We start from the raw sequence: 26,093 nt of genomic DNA, 5'->3' as shown, positions 1-26,093 counted from the left end.
ATCTTCTGCGGCACTCTAACCAAAAACCAACCTCATGAAAAAATTTGCAGCAGAATTTATCGGCACCCTATGGCTTGTCCTCGGCGGTTGCGGAAGCGCCGTCTTGGCCGCCAACTTCTCCTCTGACCCTTTCATCGGCATCGGGCTCGTGGGCGTTTCGCTCGCTTTCGGCTTGACCGTTTTGACCATTGCCTATGCGCTGGGACGCATTTCGGGCGCGCACCTGAACCCGGCCGTCACGATCGGTCTTTGGGCCGGCGGACGCGTAGAAGCCTCGACCGTATTGCCTTATGTAGCCGCACAAATCCTCGGCGGAATCGCCGGAGCGGGAATCTTGTATGTGATTGCCACCGGAAACGGCAGCGCTGTGGGTGATTTCGCAGCCAACGGCTATGGCGATCATTCTCCTGGAAAATACGATATGATGTCGGCCTTTGTCACCGAATTCGTGATGACGTTTATGTTCATCATCATCATCTTTGGCGCCACCGAGAAAGACCGCGCGCGTGAAGCCTTTGCGGGAATCGCAATCGGTTTGGCATTGACCCTGATCCACCTCATCAGCATTCCGGTGACCAATACATCGGTCAACCCGGCACGCAGCATCAGCCAGGCGGTTTTTGTACAGGGCTGGGCTTTGGAGCAGGTTTGGCTGTTCATCGCCGCACCGGTTTTGGGCGCTATCGCCGGCGGCGTGGTGTATAAGAATTTGTTGCGCAAGACGGAATTTGAGCCGGAAGATCGCAATGAATAATATTTTGCCACGAATTCCCGAATTTTAAAATCAATATTATTCGGGAATTCGTGGCTTCTTTTTAATTTTGGGGCATGAGCCTTTTCCAAAGAGATCCCATCCACTTCAACCTGCCCGATGCGGAGATCAGCTATTTCCCCGATTTCTTTTCACGCGAAACCGCCGATGATTTCTTTGCAAAGCTTCGGGACGATATTCCGTGGCAACAGGATGACATCACGGTGTTTGGCAAGACACATCCGCAGCCGCGGCTCACGGCCTTGTTTGGGAACGAGGGCAAACCCTACGCCTATTCTGGGATTGTGATGCAGCCGCACCATTGGACACCGCTGCTGGTTTATGTCAAGGAAGCGATTGAAGCAATCAGCGGTGTTTCATTTACGACAGTTTTGCTCAATTATTACCGCGACGGCAGGGACAGCAACGGTTGGCATGCGGATAATGAAAAAGAACTCGGCAGGAATCCGGTCATTGCTTCGGTGAGTTTGGGTGCGGAACGTTTCTTTCATTTACAGCACAATTCAATCAAGGAAGAAAAACTCAAAATCCTGCTCGAACACGGCAGCCTGCTGCTCATGCGTGGAACGACGCAGCATCTTTGGAAACACCAGATTCCCAAAACGACCAAACCGATTGGGCCGCGCATCAATTTAACATTCCGTATTATCAGATAATTCGGAAAAAAAGTAAATTTGGTTTCAAACGACCGTTATGGAAACCATTGCCGATTATTTCTCGACGATTCCGTCCTCGCACCGCGCCGCCATCCTGGCCGGTGGTATTGCCTTTTTCTGGCTGCTCGAAAGCGTCAAGCCGTTGTTTGATTTCGATTACAAGAAAGGACAACATGCCGCGATCAACATCTTTTTTACGCTGACGACGATTGTGGTCAATTTCGTGATGGCCTTCCTTTTATTGCGGACCGCCGATTATGCCGCGACGCATCAGGTTGGGATTTTACAATGGTTGCCCAAGATGAACATTGGGCTGTATACGATTATCGGCTTGCTGCTGCTCGATTTAATCGGCGCTTATCTCGCGCATTGGGCGCAACACAAAACGATGTGGATGTGGCGTTTCCATTTGATCCACCACACCGACACCTGGATCGATACGACTTCGGCCAACCGGCACCATCCGGGGGAAAGCGTGATCAGGTTTGTATTTACGATGCTGGCGGTATTGGTTTCGGGCAGCCCGATGTGGATGGTGTTCCTGTACCAGTCGTTGTCGGTGGTGTTTTCGCAGTTCAATCATGCCAACATCGCGCTTCCGCAGAAAATAGACGAAATCCTGAGCTGGGTGATTGTCTCGCCGGACATGCATAAGGTGCATCATCATTACAAGTTGCCGTATACCGACAGCAATTATGGCAATATCTTTTCGGTTTGGGATCGGTTGTTCGGGACGTTTAAGGTTTTACACAAAGATTCGATTATTTATGGCGTGGACACGCACATGAAACCCGAGGAACACAACAATCTTAAAAATTTGCTGCGCATTCCATTCCAGAAAAAAAGGGCCGCCTCACCGCCCGAGAATTCGTAAAAAAATCTAGCGGGCGCTGAGAAAGTGATTCTTTTTTTTCTTAATATTGGATGAGAAAAGTAACCTTTAACTAAAAAATTATCTGAATTAATTTTCACCTAATGAAAAAGAGTAAAAGACCCGAGCTTACTTACGAACAAAACGAGAGGCTCATTACGCTGGCTTTAGAGGAAAGGAATCCGTTTGAAATCATCAAAAAAGAATTTGGTTTTTCGGAACAGGATGTTCTTGAAATCATGAAAAAAAGGCTTACCGCAGACCGCTTCGAACTGTGGAAAAAAAAGGCACAGGCCAGCAAACCCAAACCCAAACCACCAAAATTTGACGATTTTGATGAAGACCTCGACGGAAAATATTACTTCAAAAACAAAATAGACTAACGAGAAACTCCCACATCGGGAGTTTTTTTTATGTTTGCGCGTTTTATGTTAATCCGATACTAAAAACCCATGCAGTCGTGTAACTATTTTTTACATTCGCGTACTCATTCCTAAAAAATTTAAAATTTCCTAATGAAGCAATTAATCCTTACGCTGGCGCTGGCAGGTTCGCTGTTGGCCTTCAAGGCCAGTGCGCAATCGAAAGCCGACAAGGTGCTGGTCGATATCGACCTCAATGTAGTGAAAGACGACAAGGTCATGGTCACGATTACGCCTCCGAAAATGAAAACGAACGAAGCTTCTTTCCACATTCCGAAAATTGTACCCGGCACTTATTCTGAAGACGATTATGGCAAGTTTGTCGACAACCTTAAGGCATACGATGCCAAAGGAAATCCGATTGCCGTAGCCAAGATGGACGACAATTCCTGGACAATCAAGGACGCCAAGAAATTGGCCAAAATCACTTATTGGGTCAATGACACCTATGATGTGGAAGACCAGCACGACATTTTCTCGCCAGCCGGGACCAACATTTTGGAAGGCAAGAATTTCCTGCTCAACATGCATGGGTTTGTGGGTTATTTCGATGATTTCAAGGCCACGCCTTATCAACTCAACGTAGCGCATCCGGCTACACTTTGGGGTGCGACCTCGATGACCGACACCGATGCTTCGAATACCAGGGATTCGTTTACCGTTTCGCGCTACGCAGAACTTGTGGAAAATCCAATCATGTATTCGAAACCGGACTACACTTCCTTTAAGGTCAACGACATGGAAATCCTGATTGCGGTGTATTCGCCCAACGGAACCTTTACGGCCGAAGCGCTTACGCCCGATATGAAACGCATGGTCACGGCCCAAAAGAATTTCCTGGGCGCGTTCAATTCCACCAAGAAATACAGTGTGCTCATTTACCTGACCGATGTCAATACCGGAACCGACGCGCACGGTTTTGGCGCACTCGAACATCCGACGGCGACCACGGTCGTGATGCCTGAGGCGATGCCGCTCGACCAATTGTCGGAGCAGCTTAAGGATGTGGTGTCGCATGAATTTTTCCACATTGTGACCCCGCTCAGCATCCATTCGAAAGAGATTCATTTCTTCGATTACAACCATCCGAAGATGTCGGAGCATTTGTGGATGTACGAAGGCGTAACTGAGTATTTTGCCAACCTGTTCCAGATCAACCAAGGTTTGATCACCGAGGATGAATTTTACCAACGCATGGCCGGCAAAATCGCCAATGCGTCGAACATGAACGACACCATGCCATTTACCAAGATGAGCGCCAACGTGCTCAACAAACCATACAAGGACCAATACCTCAATGTATATGAAAAAGGGGCATTGATCGGGATGTGCGTCGACATCATCATCCGTGAGAAATCGGGTGGTCAGCGTGGCATTCTCGATTTGATGCAAAAATTGTCGGCGGCATATGGCAAAGACAATCCGTTTAACGATAATGAACTTTTTGCCAAGATTACAGCCCTGACTTATCCCGAAGTGGGCGAATTCCTCAATACTTATGTGGCAGGCGAAACCCCGATCCCATACGAACAGTTTTTTGCCAAAATGGGCGTGACCCAAAAAGCGACCAAGGTGCCCGGAAATGTGTTCCTCAAAGGACAGATGCCGTACATCACTGTTAATCCGAGTACCAAAGAAATTGTGGTATTGCCGCAAATTGCGCTTCCAGAATTCTATTCCGCACTCGGCATCAAAGGCGGCGACACCTTGCTGGAGATCAATGGCAAAGCCTACAACCTCGACAATATTTACGACATGATCATGGCCAGCCAATTGTGGAAAGAAGACGATGCGATTACCGTAAAAATCAAACGCGACGGCAATGAAACCACGCTGAAGGGTAAAATCAAATTGCCTTATGAAGATGCGACAACATTCGAAGCAACCGATAAAAGCAAGGACAAGCTCAAAGAAGCTTGGTTGAAAGGATAAATTAGACCGCTGCGCTGCTAGAAACAAGATTGCTGCGCTGCAAGAGTCAAGACCATGTAGCCTAAGATTTCTTTTAGACGTCTTGGCTCTTGGTTCTTGGCTCTTGGTTCTTCTAGCCCGATTCACTACTTTTGCCCAGTTAAAATCAATTTCATGAAGAATATTATTATCGCGTTGTCCGCCCTTTTTATCCTGGTGGGTTGCGAAAAAAAGAATCCGATAAAAACCTGCACATCACCGGAAACGTCAAAGGACTCAAAAAAGGAACGTTGTACATCCAAAAAGTGGTAGATACGAACCTGGTGGCCATCGACACCATTCACATCAATGGCGACTCGCATTTCTCCAGCGATTTCAACATCGATTCCCCCGAAATGTATTACCTGTTCCTCGACCGTGGCGTAACGAATTCGCTCGACAACAATTTGCCCTTTTTCGTCGAACCCGGAAACATCCATATCGAAACCAAATTGGATCTGTTCCTGTCTGGGGCCAAAATCACAGGTTCGAAAAACAACGACAAATACTACGAATTCCGTCAAGCCAAAACGCGTTTCACCGATTACAACCTCGGACTCATGGAGCAAAAGCTCAACGCGTTCAAGAACAACAATACCACACGCATCGACAGCCTTGAAAAATTAGCCCAGGCCAACACCAAACGGTTTTATTTGTACACCACTAATTTTGCCGTCAACCACAAGGATTTTGAAGTGGCTCCGTTCCTGGCTTTGTCCGAAATCCCAGACATCAACCTGCACTTTTTGGACACGATCCAGAAATCGATGTCGCCCAAAGTAGCCCAGTCTTTATATGGTAAAAAGCTGACCCAATATTACAACGACAGAAAGAAATCCGAAAAGCAGTAATTTTTGCTAAAACAATGTTAAACTATTGATAACTACGCATTTTTGAAAGGTGAATTTTGATTAAGTTTGTTCGACTTAAACCACTAAAACAAAACATTATGAAAAAATACGCATCAATCATCACGACTGCCTTCATCTGGATTTTTATCCTCGGTTAATCAAGCAGCAAAAACATCAAAAGCCGTCACCAAATTGGGGCGGCTTTTTTATTGGAAGTCATTTTCAAAATATAAAAAAACCAATAAAAGCGATGGTTTCACGATTGAGCTGCGCGGACATGCGTCAAAATATTTCATAAAAAAAAACCACCACTAAAAAAGTGATGGTTTCCTGATTGAGCCGATAGAGGGACTCGAACCCACGACCTGCTGATTACAAATCAGCTGCTCTAGCCAGCTGAGCTACACCGGCGTCTCAATACGGTTGCAAATATAGAAGCGAAAATTAAATTTCCAAAATAAATTTGCACTTTTTTACCGCTATTTCGGGCTTACAAAGCGTTGATCTTTTCAACGAGTTGATTAGCAACCTGTTCTAATTCGGTATGAATTTGCTTGAAATGTGCCTTTTTGTTCTCGACATTTTTAGCGTTCACTTTCGTGATCAAATTGTCGAAAGCCGTGATGGCGTCGTCGATGACCGCATTCGAAGCATCGGTTGGTTTTCCTGTAGTTGACATTTCAAATAAGTACACCGCCTCGATGATATCACCCAACACATAATTGATGTCTTTCTTTAAATTTCTAACGTTAGCCATTGTTTTATTTTTTTAAAATTGTGCTGCAAAAATACTGTTTTTCTTCCGATTACCGTCTATGAAATATAAATTTCGAGCAGTTCTGCTTTGCCTTTGAGGTTCAAGGCGTGAATGGCTGCGGGAACCAATAGGGTATCTCCCGTCTTATAATGATATTTTTCACCGCCAATGTGGATTTCAAAAGTCCCTTCCATACACATGTAAACGGTAAACGAAGCGCCGTCCTTGTGCACTTCTGCCTCACCGTCAAGCGGAATGAAATTGGTAGTGAAATACGGACATTCGACCATCCCGTTCGATTGGTTCGGGTGGCGCGTGTATTCTTTTTGGGTCTCGGTCAAGTCGTAATTGATCGCGTCCAAAGCCAAATCGACGTGGAGCTCGCGCGTGTTCCCATTGGCATCCTTGCGGTTGAAGTCGTAAATGCGATAGGTAATGTCGGAAGTTTGCTGGATTTCGGCTATCACAAGTCCCGCACCGATCGCGTGCACGGTTCCCGTTTCGAGGAAAAACACATCGCCTTTTTGCGCCTTGACCGTATGCAACAACCCGAGGATTGTTTGGTCTTCGAGGCTTTTGAGGTATTGCTCGGGCGAGGATTTGTGTTCGAAACCTACAATGATGCGCGCATTCGGATCGGCTTGCATGACGTACCACATCTCGGTTTTACCGAAAGAATCGTGGCGCTCTTTGGCCAATTCATCATTCGGATGGACCTGGATCGACAGGTCTTCGCGCGCGTCAAGGTATTTGAATAGCAAAGGAAATTGTTTACCGAAGCGTTCGTGCACCTGGGTTCCGAGCAATTCGTCGGGAAAATTTTCGAGCAATTCGGTCAGCGATTTTCCTTGGTAATCGCCATTCGAAACGACACTTACATCGCCTTTGACATCCGACAATTCCCAGCTTTCGCCCGTAATGTTGGACGTGATGGGTTTGTTGAACATCGACTTGAGTTTGGTGCCGCCCCAAATGCGTTCTTTTAGGATCGGATCGAATTGCAGCGGATAGGCTTTGAATTCCATATGTTCTTTTTTGTAGTAGACTTTATCGTTTGTGGATGGCACTAGCCCTGATTGAAACGGAAATCCTTTTGACGCTTCTTTAAGCGGCGAAAGATTGCAGTGAAAAGCAGGTTCCCGGCTCCTAATTTCCTTTATAGCTCACGAAATTGCGCGGTGTTTCATAGAGCACCACTTCGAGTCCAAACTCGGGTTTCAACCTCGGTTTGAGTTTATTCCAGATCACGACGGCGATGTTTTCGGCGGTGGGATTCAGATCGGCGAATTCAGGCACGTCGAGATTTAAATTTTTATGATCGAAGGCAACCTCGACTTCTTGGTAAATCAAATCGGCGAGTTCCTTGATGTCGATGACATAGCCCGTTTCTGGGTCGATTTCGCCCGTCACGCTGACCGTCAAATCGTAATTGTGCCCGTGAAAATTGGCGTTGTTGCATTTGCCAAAAACCGACTCGTTCTTCTCGAACGACCAGTCCTTGCGGTACAAGCGGTGCGCGGCATTGAAATGGGCTTTGCGAGATACGGTGACTTTCATTAGATTTTCAGATTGTCGGATTATCAGATGGTATGTTCTTCGAGATAATGGTAAAATTCGTCAAAAATAATGCGGAACCAGACCGTGTAATTTTCGGGATGGTTTTGCATATCGGCTTGGACGTCTTCGATGGCCATCCATTTCCAGGCTTCGACTTCGTCAGGGTTGATTTTAGGCTGGCCGTTGTAGCGCCCGATCATGACGTGGTCGAGTTCGTGCTCAGTCAGGCCGTTGTCGAACGGTGCTTTGTAAATGAAATGGAACAGTTCGGTCAGTTCGGCTTCGAAACCCATTTCCTCGAACAGTCGGCGTTTTCCGGCCTCGATGTTCGATTCGCCCTCGCGTTGGTGGCTGCAACAGGTGTTGGTCCACAACAAAGGCGAATGGTATTTCTGGTGTGCGCGCTGCTGCAACATGATTTCGTTTTGATCGTTGAGGATGAAAACCGAAAAGGCACGGTGCAAAACCGCTTTTTGGTGCGCTTCGAGTTTGGGCATCAGTCCGATGGGCTGGTCCTGTTCGTTGACAAGAATGACGTTTTCTTCTTTCATAACTTTTTAGGCTCGTCAAAAATACGAAAAAGATACCAACGGTAAAGGGCTTTGGAAAGTATTGCTGTGAAGGCCAAGCCAAACTTTTGTTAATTGACTGCCAAATGTAAACCAAGCGACATTTGGCTTCGTACTTGAGTCGTAATTTTGTTCCAGTAAATTGTACGACATGAAAACTATCCCCTATTTGCTGCTCGCCATTTTGTCTTTGACTTCATTGACAGCCTGCGGCCAAAACCACAAAAACACCACAAACATGAAAACCGGACACCCCAACACCACCGAACAAAAACCCAACAATCCGTATTATTCCCGGACCGATACCAAAAAATTGCAGCTTTCCGACGCCGAATGGAAAAAAGTACTCGCGCCCGATTTGTATGAAGTCTCGCGCCATGCCGAAACCGAAATGGCCTTTACCGGAAAATATTGGGACACCGATATCAAAGGCACCTATTATTGTGCGGCCTGCGGCAACAAACTGTTCGAATCGACTTCCAAATTTTCGAGCCAGTGCGGTTGGCCGAGTTTCTTCGAACAGGACAACAAGAACAGTACGATCGAGAAACCCGACAATTCGTATGGCATGCAACGCATCGAAGTACTGTGCGGACGCTGCGAAGGCCACCTCGGACACATTTTTGACGACGGCCCAGCCCCTACCGGCAAACGCTATTGCATGAATTCGATTGCACTTGATTTTGAACCTTCTAAAAAATAAACATGAAATACATCCTTATTTGCCTGATGGCTACAACCGGACTCTGGGCGCAAAAAAGCAAAATCACCGCCGAGCAAAATGCCTTGAAAGCCGCTGGCAACAACCTCGAAACCATCACGCTTGCGGGCGGTTGCTATTGGTGTGTCGAAGCGATTTATGAGAATTTGAACGGCGTAAAATCGGCAGTTTCGGGTTATGCCGGCGGCACCAAACCCAATCCGACTTACGAAGAAGTATCGACGGGTTTAACCGGTTATGCCGAAGTCGTACAGATTACGTATGACAAAACCGTCACGAGTCTGGACGAGATTTTCAAGGTCTTTTTTACCGTCCATGACCCGACGACGTTGAATCGCCAGGGCGCCGATGTGGGCACGCAATACCGTTCGGCTATTTTCTACCAAAACGACGAACAGAAAAAAGCCGCGCAAAGCATTATCACTGCACTGACCAAAGCCAAGGTCTACGACCAACCCATCGTGACCAAAATCGAACCGCTGACGAAATTTTACAAAGCCGAAAACTACCATCAGAATTATTACGTAAATAACCAAAACCAGCCGTATTGCCAGATGGTCATCCAACCCAAACTCGAGAAATTCGAGAAGGTGTTCAAAGATAAATTGAAAAAGAAATAACAACTAGTAGTAGTGAAGAACCGCGGATTCGTCTGCGGTTTTTCTATTTTAGGCGACCGCTTATTTGCGCAAATCCAGCAACTGAGCCTCAATTTCCTCACGCGTTTCGGCCGAAACCATAGGGATTTTTTTTACTTTTTGTGCGAGCACTTTCTTCCCTTTGCGTCTTTCGTAACTCAAAATCAGTATTCCGTTTTTTTCGTCACACCGGAATACATCCACAAAACGAATCTTCGATTTTTTATCCAAATGGATTTGCCTGATGCCGAATTGGTAAAACCCGCTTTTGCCATATGAGCTTACCGTTCGGTTGGCCGGATCGACAAACAAGTCATAACCCGAGAATTGCGGTGCCGATTCAAATTTCTTTTGCGCCGGATTGAAAAGGAAGACATTTTCGAAAGCGCCCGAACTGCCCGATGCAATCGGGTCGTAACTTTTATAATCGACGAAACCATCCAAATTGACATCGATAAAATCATGCCCCATCGGGAAGCCGAAAGCGGCATAAGCGTCCATCGACGGATAGGCGGTCACGAGCACAGGTTTTTGCTTGTCGTTGAGCAGCACAAATTCAACATCGGGAAATCGCTGTCTTTCGTTGCCGTTGAAAACATAGGTCGCGGTACTTTTCCAATGCACTGCGATGCCGTTCAGCACAAACGGTTTTCCCGATGCGATGCGTTTCTCGACAGCGCGCTGGTTGTCTTTGGTGTAATGCTCGGTGCGGCAGGCGAATTTTTCGCGTTTGATTTCGGTAAAATTCAGATGACGGTCATAGCGGTAATCGACTACCGCGGAATCAATCGCATAGGCCATCAACTCCTGCTCGTCGGCTACCGTTTGGCTGCTGGTGCGGTATTGCCTGAAAATCGAATCGTTGACGAATGCACTCGAAATCCGTTCGACCGGGTCGTCGGCACGCATGGCCAAAACCATTTCCTTACCGCTTTGACCATCGCTGATGCGCAGCACTTTTTCGAGCACGTCGCCATTGGTGTGGCGGAAATACACGACCGGTTCGAGATAATCCTCCGACGAGATTTTGGACAGGAACACATCGGGGCTGCGCCAGTAATAACTGTTGGGTGCAAACCGCTTTTCTTCCAAACCCAAATAGGTCAACAAATCCATATCGTTTTTCATCGGATGCCTGTTCGGAAGCGAATCTGCCGAATGTCTTTTGCACTGGATGCAATCAAACAGGTAATTGCCGTGTTTTTCGGTGGGATAACCGACGAGGACAGCATCACTAAAAGTCGTCTCATACACTTTGAAATTACTGCCGAGCCGCCAATAATCATCAACATACAACAAGTATTTTTGGTTGGGAAGCACATCGACCCTAAAAATCTCACCCGGAATCGCCGATTCGATAATCTGGTTTCCCCGAACGATATAACTGACCGAGAACGGGTTGTAAGTCGCACCACCGGCACATCTCCATACACATTGATGACCTTAAACGTACTGTCTTTGGGATATAAAACCTTGGCTTGATAATAATTTTCGCCAACCTCTGCTTTGCTATTCAATTGTTGGAGCAATGCGTCGGGCAGTTCGCTGTCGTTGGCAGGCATTTGAAGCGCCACCCATTTTGCTACAATGGTATCGCCATAGGGTTTGGAATGGAATCCGTTTTTGGGTTTCCCGAAGCCCATGATCAACAAGGCTACAGCTCCAAAAACCAAAGCGACCGATTTCATGACCGGATGGATTGGGCAATGGCAAGCGCACATTTTTCGCCGTCAATCGCTGCTGAAATAATGCCGCCCGCATAACCGGCACCTTCGCCGCAAGGATACAATCCTTTGATTTGCGTGTGTTCCAAGGTGTAATTGTCGCGTGGAATCCGGACCGGTGAAGAAGTTCTCGATTCTGGTGCGTGCAAAATCGCATCATTCGTGAAATAGCCTTTCATCGATTTGCCGAATTCGGAAAAACCCTGCCGCATGATCTGCGTGAGAAATCCCGGGAAAACCTGCCCGAGTTCTACAGAGGTCGTCCCCGGAACATAAGAGGTTTTGGGAATATCTGCCGATGTTTTGCTTTGTGAAAAATCGACCATGCGTTGGGCCGGTACTTTTTGCGTCTGTCCCGCCAGATGCCAGGCTTTTTGTTCGATGGCCTTTTGGAATTCCATTCCGGCGAGCGCCCCGAATTTGGCGTAAGGCTTGAAATCCTCCAATTTGAGTTCGACCACGATTCCCGAGTTGGCCGTCGCCTGGTCGCGTTTGGAAGGCGACCAACCATTGGTGACCACTTCGCCCGGACTCGTCGCGCAGGGTGCAATCACGCCTCCCGGGCACATGCAGAACGAATACATGCCCCGACCGTTGACCTGCTTGACAATCGAATACGGTGCGGGTGGCAGAAATTCGCCGCGGTAATCGCAACTGTATTGGATTTGATCGATGAGTTCCTGCGGATGTTCGGCACGGACACCGAGCGCAAACGGTTTGGCCTCGATGTGGATTTTTTTGCGGTCGAGCAGTTCGAAAATATCGCGTGCGGAATGGCCGGTGGCCAAAATAATTTGGGAAGCTTCAATCGTATCGCCATTTTGGATGACAACACCTTGCACTTCGCTGTTCTTGACAACAATGTCTGTGAGTTTGGTATCAAATAAGACTTGGCCGCCCATTTCGATGATTTTCTCGCGGATGTCTTCGATGATTTTCGGGAGCTTGTTCGTCCCGATGTGCGGATGCGCCTCGATCAAAATTTCTGGCGAGGCGCCAAATGCGACGAGCAAACGCAAGATCCGGTCGACATCGCCGCGCTTTTTGGAACGCGTGTACAATTTGCCGTCGGAATAGGTTCCCGCACCGCCTTCGCCAAAGCAATAGTTCGAATCTTCGTTGACGAGGTGGTCGCGGTTGATGGCCTTGAGATCGCGGCGTCTGCCGCGCACATCCTTGCCGCGTTCGATGACAATGGGTTTTAAACCGAGTTCAATGAGTTGCAGGGCAGCGAACAAACCGGCCGGGCCTGCACCCACAACGATTACTTCTTGTGCGTTCGAAACATTTTGGTAATCGGGCAATTCGATCTTGTTTTCGAGTACGGGTTCGCCTGCAAAATAAATCTCGATCTTGAGGTTGATCTTGATCGCTTTCTGCCGTGCGTCGATCGAACGTTTGCGGATTTCGATGTGCTGGATTTCAGCAATGGAACTGCGGACCAGTTTGGCGACATGTTCTTTGAGCAACACGCCGTTGGCGGCGGTTTCAGGTGAAACTTGGAGGAGCAGTTCTTTTGGCATGGCGCAAAGTTATATTAGAAAATGAGGAAAATTAGAGAATTAGAAAATTATTTTACCTTGATGATTAATATTCCAAATCCCAAACCTCAATCGCATGAAGGATGAGGGCCAAGCGTTAAAAAATGCATGGATTTGCGTGAAGGATGGGAGCGGCATCCTTTTGCGGCCAAGCTTGCGAGGCCGTAAAAGATAAAGCGGACAGCCTGACCCGCAGGGGCACGCCCACAAAAATCAGCCACGAATGCGCGAATTTAAAATTCTAATTCGTGCATTCGCGACCATTCTTTATAATTTTGCAACATGAGAAAAATAAAACTGATTTGGGATTTTCGCGGACCCGCAGCAGCCAAAACCGCCGAACACCACGAAAAACACCTCAAGGAATACATCGCCATCGAGAAATTACCTTTGGAAATCACGGGGTTTCAAACGCACAACGACATGCACGCGACGGCCTTTATGGTCGTGACCGATGCCGAGATGATCCAGGTGCGCGATGCGTTGAAACCGCACCGCGGGGAACTGTATGGCAATTAATAATTTTACAATTAACAATGGCTCCTGTTGCGCATAAAAAAATCCCGAATCGGGATTTTAATTATTCATTGTTAATTATTAATTAATTCGCTACTTCTGAAATGAACTTGATGCGCATGAACCGCAGTTCATCGATGTCGTAATCGCCGTCGAATTCTTTTAAAGCGTCCTCGATACGATCCGATTCGGACTCCATGAAGTAATCATAGATTTCTTCCTGCTGCTCATCGTCGAGTAGGTCGTCGATCCAGTACTTGATGTTGAGTTTGGTACCCGAATAGACAATCTGTTCCATTTCTTTAATGAGCGCATCCATCGACAAGCCTTTGGCCGACGCGATGTCGTCTAGCGACAGTTTGCGGTCGATATTTTGGATGATGTACAGTTTATTGGCCGAATTCGCACCCGTCGATTTGACCACCAGGTCATCGGGGCGGATGATGTCGTTGTCCTCCACATAACGGCTGATGAGTTCGACGAATGCCGTACCGTATTTCTTGGCCTTGCCCTCGCCTACGCCATGGATGTTCGTGAGTTCTTCCATCGTGTTCGGGTATTTGAGCGCCATGTCCTCGAGCGATGGATCCTGGAAGACCACAAACGGCGGCACACCGAGTTTCTTGGCTACTTTTTTACGCAGATCGCGCAGCATCGCCATCAGGGCCTCGTCGGCGGTACCCGATGATTTGCCTGCCGTGACGATATTGTCGTCTTCGTTTTCGTTGTATTCGTGGTCTTCGCTCATCATGAACGAGCTCGGGTGCATGATGAAATCGAGTCCTTTGTCGGTGACTTTTAAGATTCCGTAGGTTTCGATATCCTTGGACAGCAAACCTTCGACGAGCACTTGGCGGATGAGCGCCATCCAATGCCTTTCCTCTACATCGGAGCCCGCACCGAAAAATTCGTGCGTATCGGTCTTGTGCGCCTTGATCACCGCATTGACACGGCCGATCAGCGTAAAGATGATTTCCTTGGCTTTGTACAAATGCTTGGTATCGCGGACAACCTTGAGCAATTTGACGACCTCGTCCTTGGCTTCGCGTTTGGCTTTCGGGTTGCGGACGTTGTCGTCCATATCGGCGCCTTCGCCGTTTTCGCTGTCGAATTCCTCACCGAAATAATGCAGCAGGAATTTGCGTCTCGACATCGAGGTCTCGGCATAAGCCACGACTTCCTGCAGCAGCGCAAAACCGATTTCCTGTTCGGCTACGGGTTTGCCCGACATGAATTTCTCGAGCTTTTCGACATCTTTATAGGAATAGTACGCCAGACAATAGCCTTCTCCGCCGTCGCGTCCGGCACGGCCGGTTTCCTGGTAATAGCTTTCGAGCGATTTTGGGATGTCGTGGTGGATCACAAAACGCACATCGGGTTTGTCGATGCCCATCCCGAAAGCGATCGTCGCAACGACCACATCGACGTCTTCCATCAGGAACATGTCCTGGTGTTTGGCGCGCGTCTTGGCATCAAGCCCCGCGTGGTAAGGAACGGCGCTGATGCCATTGACCTGCAACACTTCGGCGATCGCCTCGACTTTCTTGCGGCTCAGGCAATAGATGATGCCCGATTTGCCTTTGTTCTGTTTGATGAAACGGATGATGTCCGCCTCGATATTTTTGGTTTTCGTTCGTACTTCGTAATACAGGTTGGGCCGGTTGAACGAAGCCTTGAATGTCTTGGCGTTGGCCATGTCAAGGTTCTTGAGGATGTCTTCCTGCACCTTGGGCGTGGCCGTCGCGGTCAAACCAATCACGGGCACATTGCCTAGTTGTTTGATGATGTGGCGCAGGTTTCGGTATTCGGGACGAAAATCATGTCCCCATTCCGAAATACAGTGCGCTTCGTCGATCGCGACAAACGAGATCGGGACGTTCTGTAAAAAAATCACGTATTCTTCCTTGGTCAGCGATTCGGGCGCCACGTACAACAATTTGGTGATTCCTGCCGAGATGTCGTTCTTGACCTGTGCGATTTCCGATTTGGTCAGCGACGAATTGAGCACATGCGCAATGCCATTTTCCGAAGACAAACTGCGGATGGCATCGACCTGGTTCTTCATCAGGGCAATCAATGGCGAAACAACGATGGCTGTTCCTTCCTGGACCAATGCTGGCAATTGGTAACACAACGACTTGCCACCGCCGGTAGGCATGATGACAAAGGTGTTTTGTTTGGAAAGGATGCTGCGGATTACCTGCTCTTGCAGGCCTTTAAACTGGTTGAAACCAAAATACTTTTTAAGTTCTTTATGTATGTCAATTTCGTTTGGATTCATTCGTAGGTAAGTGGTATTCTTTTGTTAACGGTATTCTGTTGGTAATGGTATTTTGCCTAAATTTGCGTCTCATAAAGATACAATTTTCTTTCATACACACAAATTTTATAACATTCTGTTTTGACACCAAACGAAAATATACTCGCCGCCGCCAAAAAGGCGATTCTTTCCGAAAGCGAGTCCATCAAAAAACTGGTTGATTTTATCGATACCGATTTTGCCGAAATTGTCAAGATCATTTACAACAGCAAAGGCCGTTTGGTCGTCACCGGCATCGGCAAAAGTGCCATCATCGCGCAGAAGATTGTCGCGACGATGAACTCGACCGGAACCCCATCGATGTTCCTGCATGCTTCGGAAGCCATCCACGGCGACTTGGGCATGGTGCAAAACGACGACGTCATCATTTGTATTTCCAAAAGCGGCAACAGCCCCGAAATCAAGGTTTTGGTTCCGTTGCTCAAACGATTCGGCAACATCCTGATCGGCATGACGGGCAACACCACTTCGTTTTTGGCCAAAGGTTCCGATCATGTACTCAACACCACCGTCGATGCAGAATGCGACCCGAATAATCTGGCGCCCACCAACAGCACCACCGCGCAACTCGTCATGGGCGATGCGCTCGCGGTTTGCCTGATGGAAATGCGCCAATTCAAGGCCGAGGATTTTGCCAAATACCATCCCGGTGGCGCCTTGGGCAAAAAATTGCTGTTGCGCGTGGGCGATATGCTCGACCAGACGCACCGTCCGGTGGTTTCACCCGATGCGTCGATCAAGAACGTCATCGTCGAGATTTCGGAAAAACGTTTGGGCGTGACGGCCGTAGTCGAAAACGAGCACATCATCGGCATCATCACCGATGGCGACATCCGACGCATGCTCAACGACCGTGATACGTTCAGCGATTTGACCGCCAAGGACATCATGACAAAAAATCCCAAAATGGTACACTCGACCGACATGGTCGTCGATGCGTTCAACATCCTCGAGGACTTTTCGATCACCCAACTCATCGTCGCCGATGAGGGCGTGTACAAAGGCGTATTGCATTTGCACGACATTTTAAAAGAAGGCATCGTATAATGGCGAAGAAGAACATCAACGAAATGTCATTTTTAGACCATCTCGAGGAATTGCGGTGGTTGCTCGTGCGCAGTACAATTGCGATTTTGATTGCGGCTACCGCGGTTTTCTTTGTCGCCGATTATATTTTTGACGAAATCATTTTTGGCCCGACCAAAGCCGATTTCATCACCTACCGCTGGTTTTGCGAACTCTCTCATTATGTAGGTTTCAAGGACAGCATCTGTGTCGAAAGTCTCGACTTCATCATCCAGAACACCGCGATGGAAGGCCAGGTCAATATTTTCGTATGGATTTGTATCGTCGCCGGGTTCATCGTCGCTTTTCCGTATATTTTATGGGAATTGTGGAAATTCATCAGTCCGGCTTTGTACCCGAAAGAACGCAAGCACGCCAAACTGTTTATTTTCGTGGCGTCTATATTGTTTTTCCTGGGCGTATTGTTCGGCTATTTCGTCGTCATTCCGATGTCGGTCAATTTCTTCGCGACGTTCAAGGTCAGTTCGGTCGTCAAGAACGAATTCAACATCGAATCTTACATCAGCATGGTCAAGACCTCGGTCATCGCGAGCGGGTTGTTTTTTGAGATGCCGATCATTATTTATTTCCTGACCAAACTCGGACTTGTCACACCAATGTTCCTGCGCAAATACTGGAAATGGGCCGTGATCATCATATTGATTGTGGCAGCGATCGTGACGCCGCCGGATGTCGTCAGTCAAATTATTGTCGCCCTCCCGATGCTGGCGATTTACGAATTGAGCATCGGAATATCCAAACTGGTTTACAACAAAAAACTTAAAGAATTAGAAAATGGCTGATCTCGTACAGGAATTCAATGACTACCGGGCCAAGATGAATGAAAAATTACTGGCCGACAACAACAAAATCATCAAACGCATCTTCAACCTCGACACCAATGCTTATGCCGAAGGCGCGCTCGATGTGAAAACCAAAGAACTTTTAGGACTTGTCGCCTCGACGGTTTTGCGTTGCGACGATTGCGTCAAATACCACCTCGAAACCTCTTACAAGGAAGGCGTCACCAAGGAAGAAATGATGGAGGCCATGGGCATCGCGACGCTTGTGGGCGGAACGATTGTAATCCCGCATTTGCGCCGCGCCTATGAATTTTGGGAAGCGCTCGAAGAACAGAATTAGGCAATTAGAAAATGAGACAATTAGAAAATTGTTAATAGTACGCCCAAACATTATAATAATACTTTAATTTGCAGAATAAAAGTCAATCGATCATTATCTAATTTTCTAATTGACCAATTATCTAATTATGATACTCAGAGCTGAAAACCTCATCAAAACCTATAAAAAACGAAGCGTCGTCAAGGGCATTTCGGTGGAAGTCAACCAAGGCGAAATCGTCGGATTGCTCGGACCCAACGGCGCCGGAAAAACCACCTCGTTCTACATGATCGTGGGATTGGTCAAGCCCAATGCAGGCAACATCTACCTCGACGACATGGAAATTACCGATTTCCCGATGTACAAACGGGCACAGCACGGCATTGGTTATTTGGCGCAGGAAGCATCGGTTTTCAGGAAACTGAGCATCGAAGACAACATCCTGAGCGTACTGCAGTTGACCAAACTGACCAAAGCCGAACAGGAAGCCAAGATGGAATCGCTGATCGATGAATTCAGTTTGCAGCACATCCGCACCAACCGTGGCGACTTGTTGTCGGGCGGGGAAAGAAGACGTACCGAAATCGCACGTGCGCTGGCCACCGACCCCAAATTCATCCTCTTGGACGAACCATTCGCTGGTGTTGACCCGGTCGCGGTAGAAGACATCCAACGCATCGTGGCCCAGCTCAAGAACAAGAACATCGGCATCCTGATTACCGACCACAACGTACAGGAAACACTCGCCATCACCGATAAAACGTATTTGATGTTCGAAAGGCGGCATCCTCAAGGCCGGAATCCCTGAAGAACTTGTCGAAGACGAAATGGTGCGCCGTGTCTACCTCGGACAAAACTTCGAATTGCGCAAAAAGAAACTCGAATTCTAATGGAAACCCCGCAGGAAAAAACATGGCGCGAAGACCCGAAAAATTGGAAATGGGGCCTGTTTTACTACAACCCTGAAGACAAACGTTTATTCCCCAGAAAACAACTCAGGGAAATGGGTTGGACGACCAATTTCGCCAATCCGAAATCTATTTTGGCCATGATTGCTTTGATTGGCGGTTCAATAGGAATTATCTTGGGACTCGCCCATTTCAATTCGCCCTGCTAATTGATCGTCAGGTAATGCAATTGCCGCGGCGAACCGTTGAAAATATTGATGTCGACATTGCCTGGAATTCCTTCCACGCTGGCGCTTTCGGTGAATTGCCAGAACAGCCAATCGTCTTTGATGTCCTCGACAAAGAAATTGTAGTTGGCGATCCAGAATGTATAGTCGCTGAATTCTTGCTTTAGAAAATCATCGTAGTAATTTTCGCCCGTGTAGATGATGGGCCGCACTTTATAATGCTTATCGATTCTGTCCAGAAAACGACGCAATCCTTTCTTGAGGCTGTCGATCGATTGGTTCTTGGGCAATTTTTCGATGTCGAGCACAGGCGGCAAATCGCCGCTGCCCAGTTGGACGGTCTTGATGAAATTGTTGGCCTGCTCGATCGAGTTTTCGTTCGGGCGGTAATAATGGTAGGCGCCGCGGATCAGTTTTTTCTTCTTGGCCTGCTCCCAATTGTATTTGAAACACGCATCGGTCACGTCTTTTCCTGCCGTGGCGCGGATGAAAACGAATTGCAATAAAAAGGTATTTTCTACGTATTGCACCTTGTTCCAATCGATTTCACCCTGGTATTGCGAGACGTCAAACCCGATGACCTTGTCTTCGTATTTGCTCATCAATTGGTAATTCCGTACATCGGAAATCTTTTTGGATTCCTCGGTTTCGGTCTTGGAAATCTTGTGCGATTTGAATCCGAGGTAATAGGCCAGCCCATCGCGGTAATGGTAGATGACGCCAAACAGGAACGCCACAAACAAACAACCGAGCAACAATTGTAAACGCGCACCGCTCCAAAACGGGGATTTCTTCGCCGACCGCGTGGGTTTGCGCATACCGGCATTTCTTTTTACGGGACGTTTCCTCATAAACGCAAAACTACTTTTGGAGGAATTTATTGTTGATGACCGACAGCAAAACGTAAGTGACAATCACCAATGGGATTCCGAGGTATTGCAGCAAAACGAGTTCCAGTAACGCAATGATGAGGAAGACAATCTGCAACGCCATTTTCTTCAAATTGAAGTCTTTGATCTTGAGTGAAAACAACGGGATTTCGGCATTCAAAATGTACGCGCTGAACAAACTGATGCCGAGTAAAATACCGTGATCGGTCAAGGCTTCTATGACCAAAAACGATTCGGTGTGTTTCAAGACGAGCGGCAAGCTCATGACAAACAACGCATTGGCAGGCGTGGGCAACCCGATGAACGAATCGGTCTGACGCGTATCGATGTTGAATTTGGCCAATCGCATGCACGAACCCAGCGTAATGACAAAACCCAGAAACGGAATCCATTCGCCCTCCCAACCCGAACCGGTTCGCATCAACTGGAACATCACCAATCCAGGCGTAACGCCACTGGTGACCATATCGGCCAGCGAATCGAGCTGCAAACCAAGCGGTCCGGAAACTTTGAACAGCCGCGCGAAAAATCCGTCGAAGAAATCGAGGAAAATCCCGAGACAGACAAACAGAAAGGCCAGTTCATAATTTTCACGGAATGCAAAAACGATGGCGATGCAACCGCTGAGTAAATTTCCTAAGGTAATGGCATTCGGGACGTGCTTTTTGATATTCATTCTGGTGTGCTTTGAAAAACAAATTTAGCACAATAAGTTCAAGAGATGCGCGTTTTTTAGTAGACTTTTGTGCCGCCCGTCTTATTTTCCCCAAACGAGCGGATTAGCTCGGTAAAAATTTATATTTTTGGCAGAATTTAAAGCAAACACTGTTTGTAAAACATCAACTTGTGAGTAAAAAAATTGCGTTGCTGACTTTGCTTTTCGTAGGGATTTTGGGGTACAGCCAAGCCGTACGGAAATATTCGAATGAATTCATGAACATCGGTGTCGACGCCGCTGCATTGGGTATGGCCAACGCCGTGACCTCGAGCTCGCAGGACGTCAACGCGGGTTATTGGAACCCGGCCGGTCTCGTGAACCTCGAGGACAAGCAGGTCGCGCTCATGCACGCAAGTTATTTCGCCAACATCGCCTCATACGATTATGCGGCCTTTGCCACACCGATTGACCAGTACAGCGCCTGGGGAATTTCGGCGATTCGTTTTGGGGTCGACGACATCCTCAACACGACCGAGCTCATCGACGATCAGGGCAACATCGATTACAACCGCATCAGCAAATTCTCGACCGCCGATTACGGTTTTACCGTTTCGTATGCGCGCCGTTTGCAGGTACCGGGTTGGCAGTACGGGATCAACGCCAAGGTCATCCGACGCATCATCGGGAAATTTGCCAATTCATGGGGATTCGGGATCGATGCCGGGATACAGTTCGAACGCAACAACTGGAAATACGGGATTATGGTGCGCGACATTACGACCACCTACAACATCTGGAACATCGACGAGGAAGAATACGAAAAAATCAAGAACGCCATCGACGGACAAAACCAGGAATTGCCTGAAAGTTCCGAGATTACCATGCCCAAGGCACAACTCGGCGTGTCCAAAAAATTCGAATTCCATTACGATTATACGTTGCTCGCGGCGGTCAACCTCAACATGGAATTTACCAAAACCAATGACCTCATCGCTACCGATTTCGTCAGCATCGCACCGGCCATCGGCTTTGAAGGCGGTTACACCGATTTGGTGTTCCTGCGCGCCGGCTTGGGCAACTTCCAGAACATTACACAGATCGACGATTCGAAAAAATTGAGTTTCCAGCCCAACATCGGACTCGGGTTCAAATACAAGGGCATCGAGATCGATTACGCTTTGACCGATTTGGGCAACCAGAGCGCCGCGCTCTATTCGAACATCTTTTCACTCAAGGTCGACCTAGGAATTTTCAGGTAAGATGGAATTGCTCAAGAAACCCCTGTTCCTTTCTGCACTTTCGGGATTGTTATTGGCACTGAGCTGGCCTACCTACGGCTTTCCATTGCTCATTTTCTTTGGATTCGTCCCGCTACTCATGGCCGAAACCCAACTACGCGGAACCGGAAAAAAAGTCAAGATCAAGGTATTGGCCAACGCCTACCTCACTTTTTTGCTTTGGAACCTGATCACGACCTGGTGGCTTTTTTACGCCTCGGCAGTCGGGATGCTGTTTGCCGTACTCGTCAATTCGTTGCTCATGAGCGTTTTGTTTTTGGGCTATCACGTGGTTTCGAAACGCATCGAGCGCCAATGGGCGTTGTTGTTCCTGGTGGCGCTTTGGATCAGTTTCGAAAAGTTCCACCTCAATTGGGATTTCTCGTGGCCGTGGCTCAACCTTGGACATGTGTTCGCCGATTTTCCGCAGTGGATCCAATGGTATGAATACACCGGAACCTTTGGCGGTTCGCTTTGGATTTTAGCCATTAATGCATTTGTATTTACAGCTATCCAGAACAGCAAACAGGAAAATTTCCGCGCGATTATAAAATCTATTTTACCGAAAACCGCCGTGTTTATTGCGGTTCCGATTGTCATTTCGATGTGGATCTATTACACTTACGAATCGACGGGAAAAACCAAGGAAGTTGTTTTGCTGCAACCCAATATTGATCCGTACACCGAAAAATACGACACCCCGAATTACCTCATCACCAAAGGCTTGCTCGAACAGGCCGACGCCGTCATCACGCCGCAAACCGAATTCCTGATCGCACCCGAAACGGTTCTGGCCGAAAGCGCACCTTTCGACAATTTCTATTATTCGCCGAGTTTGATGATGATGAAAAACTACCTGCGCCAACATCCGAAAGCGGAATTGTTGTGGGGCATCGACACCTATAATTTTGTATTCGATCCAAAAAATGTCACACCGTCCTCGAACCTGTACCGTCCGGGCATGTGGGTCAATTTTTACAATGCGGCCTTGTTCATCAACCACGACCCCGCCATCCAAAAATACTACAAATCGAAACTCGTTGTAGGCATCGAGAACCTGCCGTACAAATCAGTTTTGGAGCCATTGCTGGGCAATTTCATGCTCGATCTGGGCGGGACGATTTCGACCAAAACCATCCAAAAGGAGCGCACGCCGTTTACATCCGACGATGGCACAAAGGTCGCACCGATCATCTGCTACGAATCGGTTTACGGCGAATATGTATCGGGGTTTGTGAAAAACGGCGCGGGTTTTCTGGCCATCATCACCAACGATGCCTGGTGGGACACGACCCAAGGCCACAAACAGCACTTGACGTTTGCTTCGTTGCGCGCCATTGAAACCAGACGCGACATCGCCCGCAGCGCCAACACCGGGATTTCGGCCTTCATCAACCAGAAAGGCGACATCACGAGCCGCACGAAATATGGCGAAAAGATTGCATTGCACGGAACGGTACAACTCAACGACCAACTCACTTTTTACGTCAAATATGGCGATTATATCGCGCGCATCTGCAACTTCATTTTCTTGGGATTGCTGCTGGCAGTGGTGGTCCGTTTCCGGAAAATCAAATACTGATTGTTATTGGCCGCGGTAGAATAAAATCGTACTGAAAGTCTTGAATACGATGTTGATGTCGAGGAAGATACTGCGGTGCTTGATGTAATACAGATCGTATTGCAACTTGATTAAGCTGTCATCGATCGAATCCCCATACGAATAATTGACCTGCGCCCAACCCGTGAGTCCAGGCTTGATGACATGACGCGTTTCATAAAAAGGCATTTTTTCGGCAATCTCGGCCACAAAAACAGGACGCTCCGGTCTGGGCCCGATGACCGCCATATCGCCTTTGAGGATATTGATGAACTGCGGGAATTCGTCGATGCGCGCCTTTCGCAGAAACTTGCCGAAGGCCGTGATCCTCGAGTCGTTGATTGTCGTAAAGACGGCACCGTCCTTTTCGGCATTCTTGACCATCGTACGGAATTTAAGGATCTTGAACACCTCGCCGTTCTTGCCCACACGCTCCTGGGTGTAAAACAATTTACCGCGGTTGCCCAGCAGGTTGCCCAGCAGGATAAATGGAAACAACACCAACGTCATGGCAATGCCGACCAATGAAATCAGGATTTCAAGGATGCGCACCACGAGCAGGTACAAATGGTTCTGGTTGCTGCGGCTGAACGGAAAATAACGGTAAAAATCACGCGCCACATACTGCACCGGAATGCGCTGGGTAATGTTTTCATAGACCTGCGTGTATTCGCGGATGATGAAACCGTGCTCGAGCAGGTGGATCAATTGGTTGTAGAGGTTGACGGTAATCCCGTCGGTTTTTTGCGAGGCGATGACGACTTCGGAAATCGAATTTTCGGTCACGAACCGCTCCACTCCATCGATGTCGATGTGGTGGATGAATTCGTCTACCTCCGACGCGGCATTCCCCATACTGTCTGAGTTGACATAGCCCATGACTTTGTAATGCGGATCGACGCTCTCGAGTCCCGTAACCAGTTCCTCCACTTGGTCGCGGTCGCAAATCAAGATGACCTTCTTGATGAAACGGCTCGATGCGAGAAAATGTACATAAATGAGGCGCCAAATGAGCAATGACAATAAAATGGCCAAGAAGAAATACAAAATCTGCACCCTGTTTGACGGCAACACCGGCGTGTAAATCGGTGTCAACAGGTAAATCAAAACGGTGGTCGAAGCGGTCAGGATCGTACTCTTGATGACCTGAAACTGGTTGCTGGCCACTTGCAGATTGTACATCTCGAATACCGTACCGATGATGTTGATGTACAATCCCAGGACGATTACCCAATAAAAATTGGTCGTCGAAATGTTGAAATAAACAAAGTTGAAAAAAATGTCGCCAACAATATACAATCCGAGCAAGACAAAAATGATATCAAAAATCCGCAGCAGGATCTTCCGCTCAGAAATTTCGAAATGTATTTTTTTGTTGTTGACCATACAAGCAGGAACGCTAGATTTAAGTCACGCAATTTAGTGAATAAATGCTGACAATCTTAAATCTATCGTAAAATTTCAAGCCAGGCCGATTGCACTTTTTGGGTGTCAAATTCACGGGTAAGCAAAAACGCATTTTGAACTATTTTACTTTTTATTTCTTGGTCATTAATGAGATTTATCACGCATTTTGCCATTTCATCAGTATCATTATCCGCAACAAATAAGGCCGTTTTGCCATGTTCCAACAAAAAAGGCAAACCGCCCACATTGGTCGAAACCACCGGAATCCCGAGTGCCATGGCCTCGATCACGCTGACCGGCATGTTATCGTAATGGGTCGTGTTGATGAAAATATCGTAAGCTTCGGACAGTTTGAGCCAGTCGGCTTTGGACAGCTTTCCCGTAAATTCAACCGAAACCCCAAGGCTTTCGGCCAGTTGTCTGGTTTTTTCGAGGTTGCCGTTTTTATCGGGGCCAACCATACACAACTCGGCATCCGGAAATTGTTTTTTGACTTCATGCAGCACCTTTACCGCCATTTGCGGGTTGTACAAATCCGAAAAAGAACGCACCCAAAGCAATTTGGGCTTTAATTTTTTCCTTTCGGTAAACACATAATGGGCCGTATCGATGGCATTCGGAATCTTGAGGGTTTGAAATCCGGCATTTCGGAACGCCTCCCAAAGGTAACCCGAAGGCGCCACATTGACATGGGCATGGGAAAAAACCAACCGGCACAGCTTGGGATTGCGACGCAGCCTGTTCGGCAAATCACCCCCGTGCAGGATCGGAATGTATTTCAAACCAAACAACCGGCACAATTGGCTCACGGCCACCGCATACCAAAAATTGACGGTGCTGTACGTATCGATCAGTACATAATCGGTAGTTTGGCGCAACGAAATGGTTTTCCAGACCATGTCCAGCAGACGCGACAGCTTGTTTTTCTTATCGGAAGCATAGCGCACCACATAGCCATTTTGCGCCAAAAGCGGGCCGAGCATTTCTATCCCGGTCGTGTTGGCGCCGTGTGCAGACAATTTGTTACCGATATACAGCAGATTCAGAGACGCCATAAGGATTGCTTTTCTGAAT

General features: G+C 47.7%; 27 protein-coding genes, 1 tRNA gene and 1 pseudogene. 16 read left to right on the top strand and 13 right to left on the bottom strand.

Going from position 1 to position 26,093, the window contains the following annotated elements:
- The first annotated feature begins 34 nt into the window (after nt 1–34).
- From aqpZ to QM717_RS12390, 6 genes are all read left to right on the top strand, one after another.
- Nucleotides 35–754, top strand: a complete 720-nt coding sequence (gene aqpZ / locus QM717_RS12415; RefSeq protein ID WP_415037781.1) for an aquaporin Z — start codon at nt 35–37, stop codon at nt 752–754.
- 74 nt (nt 755–828) lie between these two features.
- Nucleotides 829–1,428: an alpha-ketoglutarate-dependent dioxygenase AlkB family protein gene (locus QM717_RS12410; protein WP_415037780.1), complete on the top strand. Its 600-nt coding sequence runs from the start codon at nt 829–831 to the stop codon at nt 1,426–1,428.
- A 37-nt stretch (nt 1,429–1,465) separates the two neighbouring features.
- Nucleotides 1,466–2,302 (top strand): sterol desaturase family protein, encoded by an 837-nt coding sequence (locus QM717_RS12405; protein WP_415037779.1) that lies wholly within the window; start codon nt 1,466–1,468, stop codon nt 2,300–2,302.
- A 101-nt stretch (nt 2,303–2,403) separates the two neighbouring features.
- Nucleotides 2,404–2,682 (top strand): DUF2805 domain-containing protein, encoded by a 279-nt coding sequence (locus tag QM717_RS12400; RefSeq protein WP_415037778.1) that lies wholly within the window; start codon nt 2,404–2,406, stop codon nt 2,680–2,682.
- Between the two features lie 132 nt (nt 2,683–2,814).
- The gene (locus QM717_RS12395) at nt 2,815–4,653 is read left to right on the top strand and encodes a peptidase M61 (protein ID WP_415037777.1); all 1,839 of its coding nucleotides are present in this window, start codon (nt 2,815–2,817) and stop codon (nt 4,651–4,653) included.
- A 200-nt stretch (nt 4,654–4,853) separates the two neighbouring features.
- Nucleotides 4,854–5,522, top strand: coding sequence for a DUF4369 domain-containing protein (locus QM717_RS12390; RefSeq protein ID WP_415037776.1), 669 nt, complete (start codon nt 4,854–4,856; stop codon nt 5,520–5,522).
- A 337-nt stretch (nt 5,523–5,859) separates the two neighbouring features.
- Here QM717_RS12390 and QM717_RS12385 read toward each other — a convergent pair.
- The 5 genes from QM717_RS12385 to idi form a co-directional block, all read right to left on the bottom strand.
- A tRNA-Thr gene (locus QM717_RS12385) sits at nt 5,860–5,933 on the bottom strand.
- A 79-nt stretch (nt 5,934–6,012) separates the two neighbouring features.
- A complete protein-coding gene (locus tag QM717_RS12380) occupies nt 6,013–6,279 on the bottom strand; it encodes a hypothetical protein (protein WP_415037775.1) in 267 nt (88 codons plus the stop codon).
- Nucleotides 6,280–6,335: 56 nt separating this feature from the next.
- Nucleotides 6,336–7,304: a type I phosphomannose isomerase catalytic subunit gene (locus tag QM717_RS12375; protein WP_415037774.1), complete on the bottom strand. Its 969-nt coding sequence runs from the start codon at nt 7,302–7,304 to the stop codon at nt 6,336–6,338.
- Nucleotides 7,305–7,425: 121 nt separating this feature from the next.
- Entirely contained in the window at nt 7,426–7,836 is a 411-nt protein-coding gene (locus tag QM717_RS12370; protein WP_415037773.1) for a 6-pyruvoyl trahydropterin synthase family protein, read from the bottom strand.
- A 23-nt stretch (nt 7,837–7,859) separates the two neighbouring features.
- The gene (idi, locus tag QM717_RS12365) at nt 7,860–8,387 is read right to left on the bottom strand and encodes an isopentenyl-diphosphate Delta-isomerase (protein WP_415037772.1); all 528 of its coding nucleotides are present in this window, start codon (nt 8,385–8,387) and stop codon (nt 7,860–7,862) included.
- 169 nt (nt 8,388–8,556) lie between these two features.
- Here idi and msrB point away from each other — a divergent pair, with 169 nt between their 5' ends.
- Together msrB and msrA are read left to right on the top strand one after the other, a co-directional pair.
- Entirely contained in the window at nt 8,557–9,108 is a 552-nt protein-coding gene (gene msrB, locus QM717_RS12360; protein ID WP_415037771.1) for a peptide-methionine (R)-S-oxide reductase MsrB, read from the top strand.
- 2 nt (nt 9,109–9,110) lie between these two features.
- Nucleotides 9,111–9,746 carry a peptide-methionine (S)-S-oxide reductase MsrA gene (gene msrA / locus QM717_RS12355; RefSeq protein ID WP_415037770.1) on the top strand — a complete coding sequence of 212 codons (636 nt, stop codon included), beginning with the start codon at nt 9,111–9,113 and terminating at the stop codon, nt 9,744–9,746.
- 60 nt (nt 9,747–9,806) lie between these two features.
- Here msrA and QM717_RS12350 read toward each other — a convergent pair whose 3' ends face one another.
- The 3 genes from QM717_RS12350 to QM717_RS12340 are packed head-to-tail and all read right to left on the bottom strand — an operon-like array spanning nt 9,807 to nt 13,011.
- Nucleotides 9,807–10,892: an XAC2610-related protein gene (locus tag QM717_RS12350; protein WP_415037769.1), complete on the bottom strand. Its 1,086-nt coding sequence runs from the start codon at nt 10,890–10,892 to the stop codon at nt 9,807–9,809.
- On the bottom strand, nt 10,889–11,452 hold the full coding sequence (locus QM717_RS12345) for a hypothetical protein (RefSeq protein ID WP_415037768.1): 564 nt from the start codon (nt 11,450–11,452) through the stop codon (nt 10,889–10,891). Before QM717_RS12345 ends, QM717_RS12350 begins: the two co-directional genes overlap by 4 nt.
- The gene (locus QM717_RS12340; RefSeq protein WP_415037767.1) at nt 11,449–13,011 is read right to left on the bottom strand and encodes an FAD-dependent protein; all 1,563 of its coding nucleotides are present in this window, start codon (nt 13,009–13,011) and stop codon (nt 11,449–11,451) included. Before QM717_RS12340 ends, QM717_RS12345 begins: the two co-directional genes overlap by 4 nt.
- A gap of 300 nt (nt 13,012–13,311) precedes the next feature.
- Here QM717_RS12340 and QM717_RS12335 point away from each other — a divergent pair, with 300 nt between their 5' ends.
- Nucleotides 13,312–13,548 (top strand): hypothetical protein, encoded by a 237-nt coding sequence (locus QM717_RS12335; RefSeq protein WP_415037766.1) that lies wholly within the window; start codon nt 13,312–13,314, stop codon nt 13,546–13,548.
- A gap of 82 nt (nt 13,549–13,630) precedes the next feature.
- Here QM717_RS12335 and recQ read toward each other — a convergent pair whose 3' ends face one another.
- The gene (gene recQ, locus QM717_RS12330) at nt 13,631–15,826 is read right to left on the bottom strand and encodes a DNA helicase RecQ (protein WP_415037765.1); all 2,196 of its coding nucleotides are present in this window, start codon (nt 15,824–15,826) and stop codon (nt 13,631–13,633) included.
- Between the two features lie 120 nt (nt 15,827–15,946).
- On the opposite strand from recQ, the gene QM717_RS12325 reads away from it, so the two are divergent.
- The 5 genes and pseudogenes from QM717_RS12325 to QM717_RS12305 all read left to right on the top strand — a co-directional run bounded on the left by QM717_RS12325 (nt 15,947) and on the right by QM717_RS12305 (nt 19,169).
- A complete protein-coding gene (locus QM717_RS12325; RefSeq protein WP_415037764.1) occupies nt 15,947–16,912 on the top strand; it encodes a KpsF/GutQ family sugar-phosphate isomerase in 966 nt (321 codons plus the stop codon).
- Entirely contained in the window at nt 16,912–17,733 is an 822-nt protein-coding gene (gene tatC / locus QM717_RS12320) for a twin-arginine translocase subunit TatC (protein WP_415037763.1), read from the top strand. The genes QM717_RS12325 and tatC overlap by 1 nt, the downstream gene beginning before the upstream one ends.
- The gene (locus QM717_RS12315; RefSeq protein WP_415037762.1) at nt 17,726–18,073 is read left to right on the top strand and encodes a carboxymuconolactone decarboxylase family protein; all 348 of its coding nucleotides are present in this window, start codon (nt 17,726–17,728) and stop codon (nt 18,071–18,073) included. Before tatC ends, QM717_RS12315 begins: the two co-directional genes overlap by 8 nt.
- A 127-nt stretch (nt 18,074–18,200) precedes the next feature.
- Nucleotides 18,201–18,942: pseudogene (gene lptB / locus QM717_RS12310) on the top strand (LPS export ABC transporter ATP-binding protein).
- The gene (locus tag QM717_RS12305; RefSeq protein WP_415037761.1) at nt 18,942–19,169 is read left to right on the top strand and encodes a hypothetical protein; all 228 of its coding nucleotides are present in this window, start codon (nt 18,942–18,944) and stop codon (nt 19,167–19,169) included. Before lptB ends, QM717_RS12305 begins: the two are co-directional and overlap by 1 nt.
- Here the strand turns inward: QM717_RS12305 and QM717_RS12300 are convergent.
- Both QM717_RS12300 and QM717_RS12295 read right to left on the bottom strand, forming a co-directional pair.
- Nucleotides 19,166–20,038 carry a glycoside hydrolase family 25 protein gene (locus QM717_RS12300; protein ID WP_415037760.1) on the bottom strand — a complete coding sequence of 291 codons (873 nt, stop codon included), beginning with the start codon at nt 20,036–20,038 and terminating at the stop codon, nt 19,166–19,168. The genes QM717_RS12305 and QM717_RS12300 overlap by 4 nt on opposite strands.
- A gap of 10 nt (nt 20,039–20,048) precedes the next feature.
- Nucleotides 20,049–20,753 carry a CDP-alcohol phosphatidyltransferase family protein gene (locus QM717_RS12295; protein WP_415037759.1) on the bottom strand — a complete coding sequence of 235 codons (705 nt, stop codon included), beginning with the start codon at nt 20,751–20,753 and terminating at the stop codon, nt 20,049–20,051.
- 257 nt (nt 20,754–21,010) lie between these two features.
- Here QM717_RS12295 and QM717_RS12290 point away from each other — a divergent pair, with 257 nt between their 5' ends.
- Nucleotides 21,011–21,994, top strand: a complete 984-nt coding sequence (locus tag QM717_RS12290; protein WP_415040119.1) for a PorV/PorQ family protein — start codon at nt 21,011–21,013, stop codon at nt 21,992–21,994.
- 1 nt (nt 21,995) lies between these two features.
- A complete protein-coding gene (gene lnt / locus QM717_RS12285; RefSeq protein ID WP_415037758.1) occupies nt 21,996–23,594 on the top strand; it encodes an apolipoprotein N-acyltransferase in 1,599 nt (532 codons plus the stop codon).
- Between the two features lie 3 nt (nt 23,595–23,597).
- On the opposite strand, the gene QM717_RS12280 is transcribed toward lnt, so the two are convergent.
- Both QM717_RS12280 and QM717_RS12275 read right to left on the bottom strand, forming a co-directional pair.
- Nucleotides 23,598–24,998, bottom strand: coding sequence for an exopolysaccharide biosynthesis polyprenyl glycosylphosphotransferase (locus tag QM717_RS12280; RefSeq protein WP_415037757.1), 1,401 nt, complete (start codon nt 24,996–24,998; stop codon nt 23,598–23,600).
- A 62-nt stretch (nt 24,999–25,060) separates the two neighbouring features.
- Complete coding sequence (locus QM717_RS12275; RefSeq protein ID WP_415037756.1) at nt 25,061–26,074, bottom strand: glycosyltransferase family 4 protein; 1,014 nt, start codon at nt 26,072–26,074, stop codon at nt 25,061–25,063.
- Between the last annotated feature and the right edge of the window lie 19 nt (nt 26,075–26,093).

Source organism: Flavobacterium sp., from assembly GCF_047602195.1.
GTDB lineage: Bacteria > Bacteroidota > Bacteroidia > Flavobacteriales > Flavobacteriaceae > Flavobacterium.
Note: the sequence above shows the minus strand (reverse complement) of the source record. Positions and strands in the feature narration are given on the sequence as shown.

Bases quoted from the DNA above. Each gene is read 5' to 3' on its own strand.
- QM717_RS12350 (WP_415037769.1), bottom strand. From the start codon at position 10,892: ATGAAAAACGATATGGATTTGTTGACCTATTTGGGTTTGGAAGAAAAG.
- QM717_RS12280 (WP_415037757.1), bottom strand. From the start codon at position 24,998: ATGGTCAACAACAAAAAAATACATTTCGAAATTTCTGAGCGGAAGATC.
- aqpZ (WP_415037781.1), top strand. From the start codon at position 35: ATGAAAAAATTTGCAGCAGAATTTATCGGCACCCTATGGCTTGTCCTC.
- msrA (WP_415037770.1), top strand. From the start codon at position 9,111: ATGAAATACATCCTTATTTGCCTGATGGCTACAACCGGACTCTGGGCG.
- QM717_RS12395 (WP_415037777.1), top strand. From the start codon at position 2,815: ATGAAGCAATTAATCCTTACGCTGGCGCTGGCAGGTTCGCTGTTGGCC.
- QM717_RS12400 (WP_415037778.1), top strand. From the start codon at position 2,404: ATGAAAAAGAGTAAAAGACCCGAGCTTACTTACGAACAAAACGAGAGG.
- recQ (WP_415037765.1), bottom strand. From the start codon at position 15,826: ATGAATCCAAACGAAATTGACATACATAAAGAACTTAAAAAGTATTTT.
- msrB (WP_415037771.1), top strand. From the start codon at position 8,557: ATGAAAACTATCCCCTATTTGCTGCTCGCCATTTTGTCTTTGACTTCA.
- tatC (WP_415037763.1), top strand. From the start codon at position 16,912: ATGGCGAAGAAGAACATCAACGAAATGTCATTTTTAGACCATCTCGAG.
- QM717_RS12295 (WP_415037759.1), bottom strand. From the start codon at position 20,753: ATGAATATCAAAAAGCACGTCCCGAATGCCATTACCTTAGGAAATTTA.
- QM717_RS12275 (WP_415037756.1), bottom strand. From the start codon at position 26,074: ATGGCGTCTCTGAATCTGCTGTATATCGGTAACAAATTGTCTGCACAC.
- QM717_RS12405 (WP_415037779.1), top strand. From the start codon at position 1,466: ATGGAAACCATTGCCGATTATTTCTCGACGATTCCGTCCTCGCACCGC.
- QM717_RS12290 (WP_415040119.1), top strand. From the start codon at position 21,011: ATGAACATCGGTGTCGACGCCGCTGCATTGGGTATGGCCAACGCCGTG.
- idi (WP_415037772.1), bottom strand. From the start codon at position 8,387: ATGAAAGAAGAAAACGTCATTCTTGTCAACGAACAGGACCAGCCCATC.
- QM717_RS12410 (WP_415037780.1), top strand. From the start codon at position 829: ATGAGCCTTTTCCAAAGAGATCCCATCCACTTCAACCTGCCCGATGCG.
- QM717_RS12315 (WP_415037762.1), top strand. From the start codon at position 17,726: ATGGCTGATCTCGTACAGGAATTCAATGACTACCGGGCCAAGATGAAT.
- QM717_RS12370 (WP_415037773.1), bottom strand. From the start codon at position 7,836: ATGAAAGTCACCGTATCTCGCAAAGCCCATTTCAATGCCGCGCACCGC.
- QM717_RS12375 (WP_415037774.1), bottom strand. From the start codon at position 7,304: ATGGAATTCAAAGCCTATCCGCTGCAATTCGATCCGATCCTAAAAGAA.
- QM717_RS12335 (WP_415037766.1), top strand. From the start codon at position 13,312: ATGAGAAAAATAAAACTGATTTGGGATTTTCGCGGACCCGCAGCAGCC.
- QM717_RS12305 (WP_415037761.1), top strand. From the start codon at position 18,942: ATGGAAACCCCGCAGGAAAAAACATGGCGCGAAGACCCGAAAAATTGG.
- QM717_RS12345 (WP_415037768.1), bottom strand. From the start codon at position 11,452: ATGAAATCGGTCGCTTTGGTTTTTGGAGCTGTAGCCTTGTTGATCATG.
- QM717_RS12380 (WP_415037775.1), bottom strand. From the start codon at position 6,279: ATGGCTAACGTTAGAAATTTAAAGAAAGACATCAATTATGTGTTGGGT.
- lnt (WP_415037758.1), top strand. From the start codon at position 21,996: ATGGAATTGCTCAAGAAACCCCTGTTCCTTTCTGCACTTTCGGGATTG.
- QM717_RS12340 (WP_415037767.1), bottom strand. From the start codon at position 13,011: ATGCCAAAAGAACTGCTCCTCCAAGTTTCACCTGAAACCGCCGCCAAC.
- QM717_RS12300 (WP_415037760.1), bottom strand. From the start codon at position 20,038: ATGAGGAAACGTCCCGTAAAAAGAAATGCCGGTATGCGCAAACCCACG.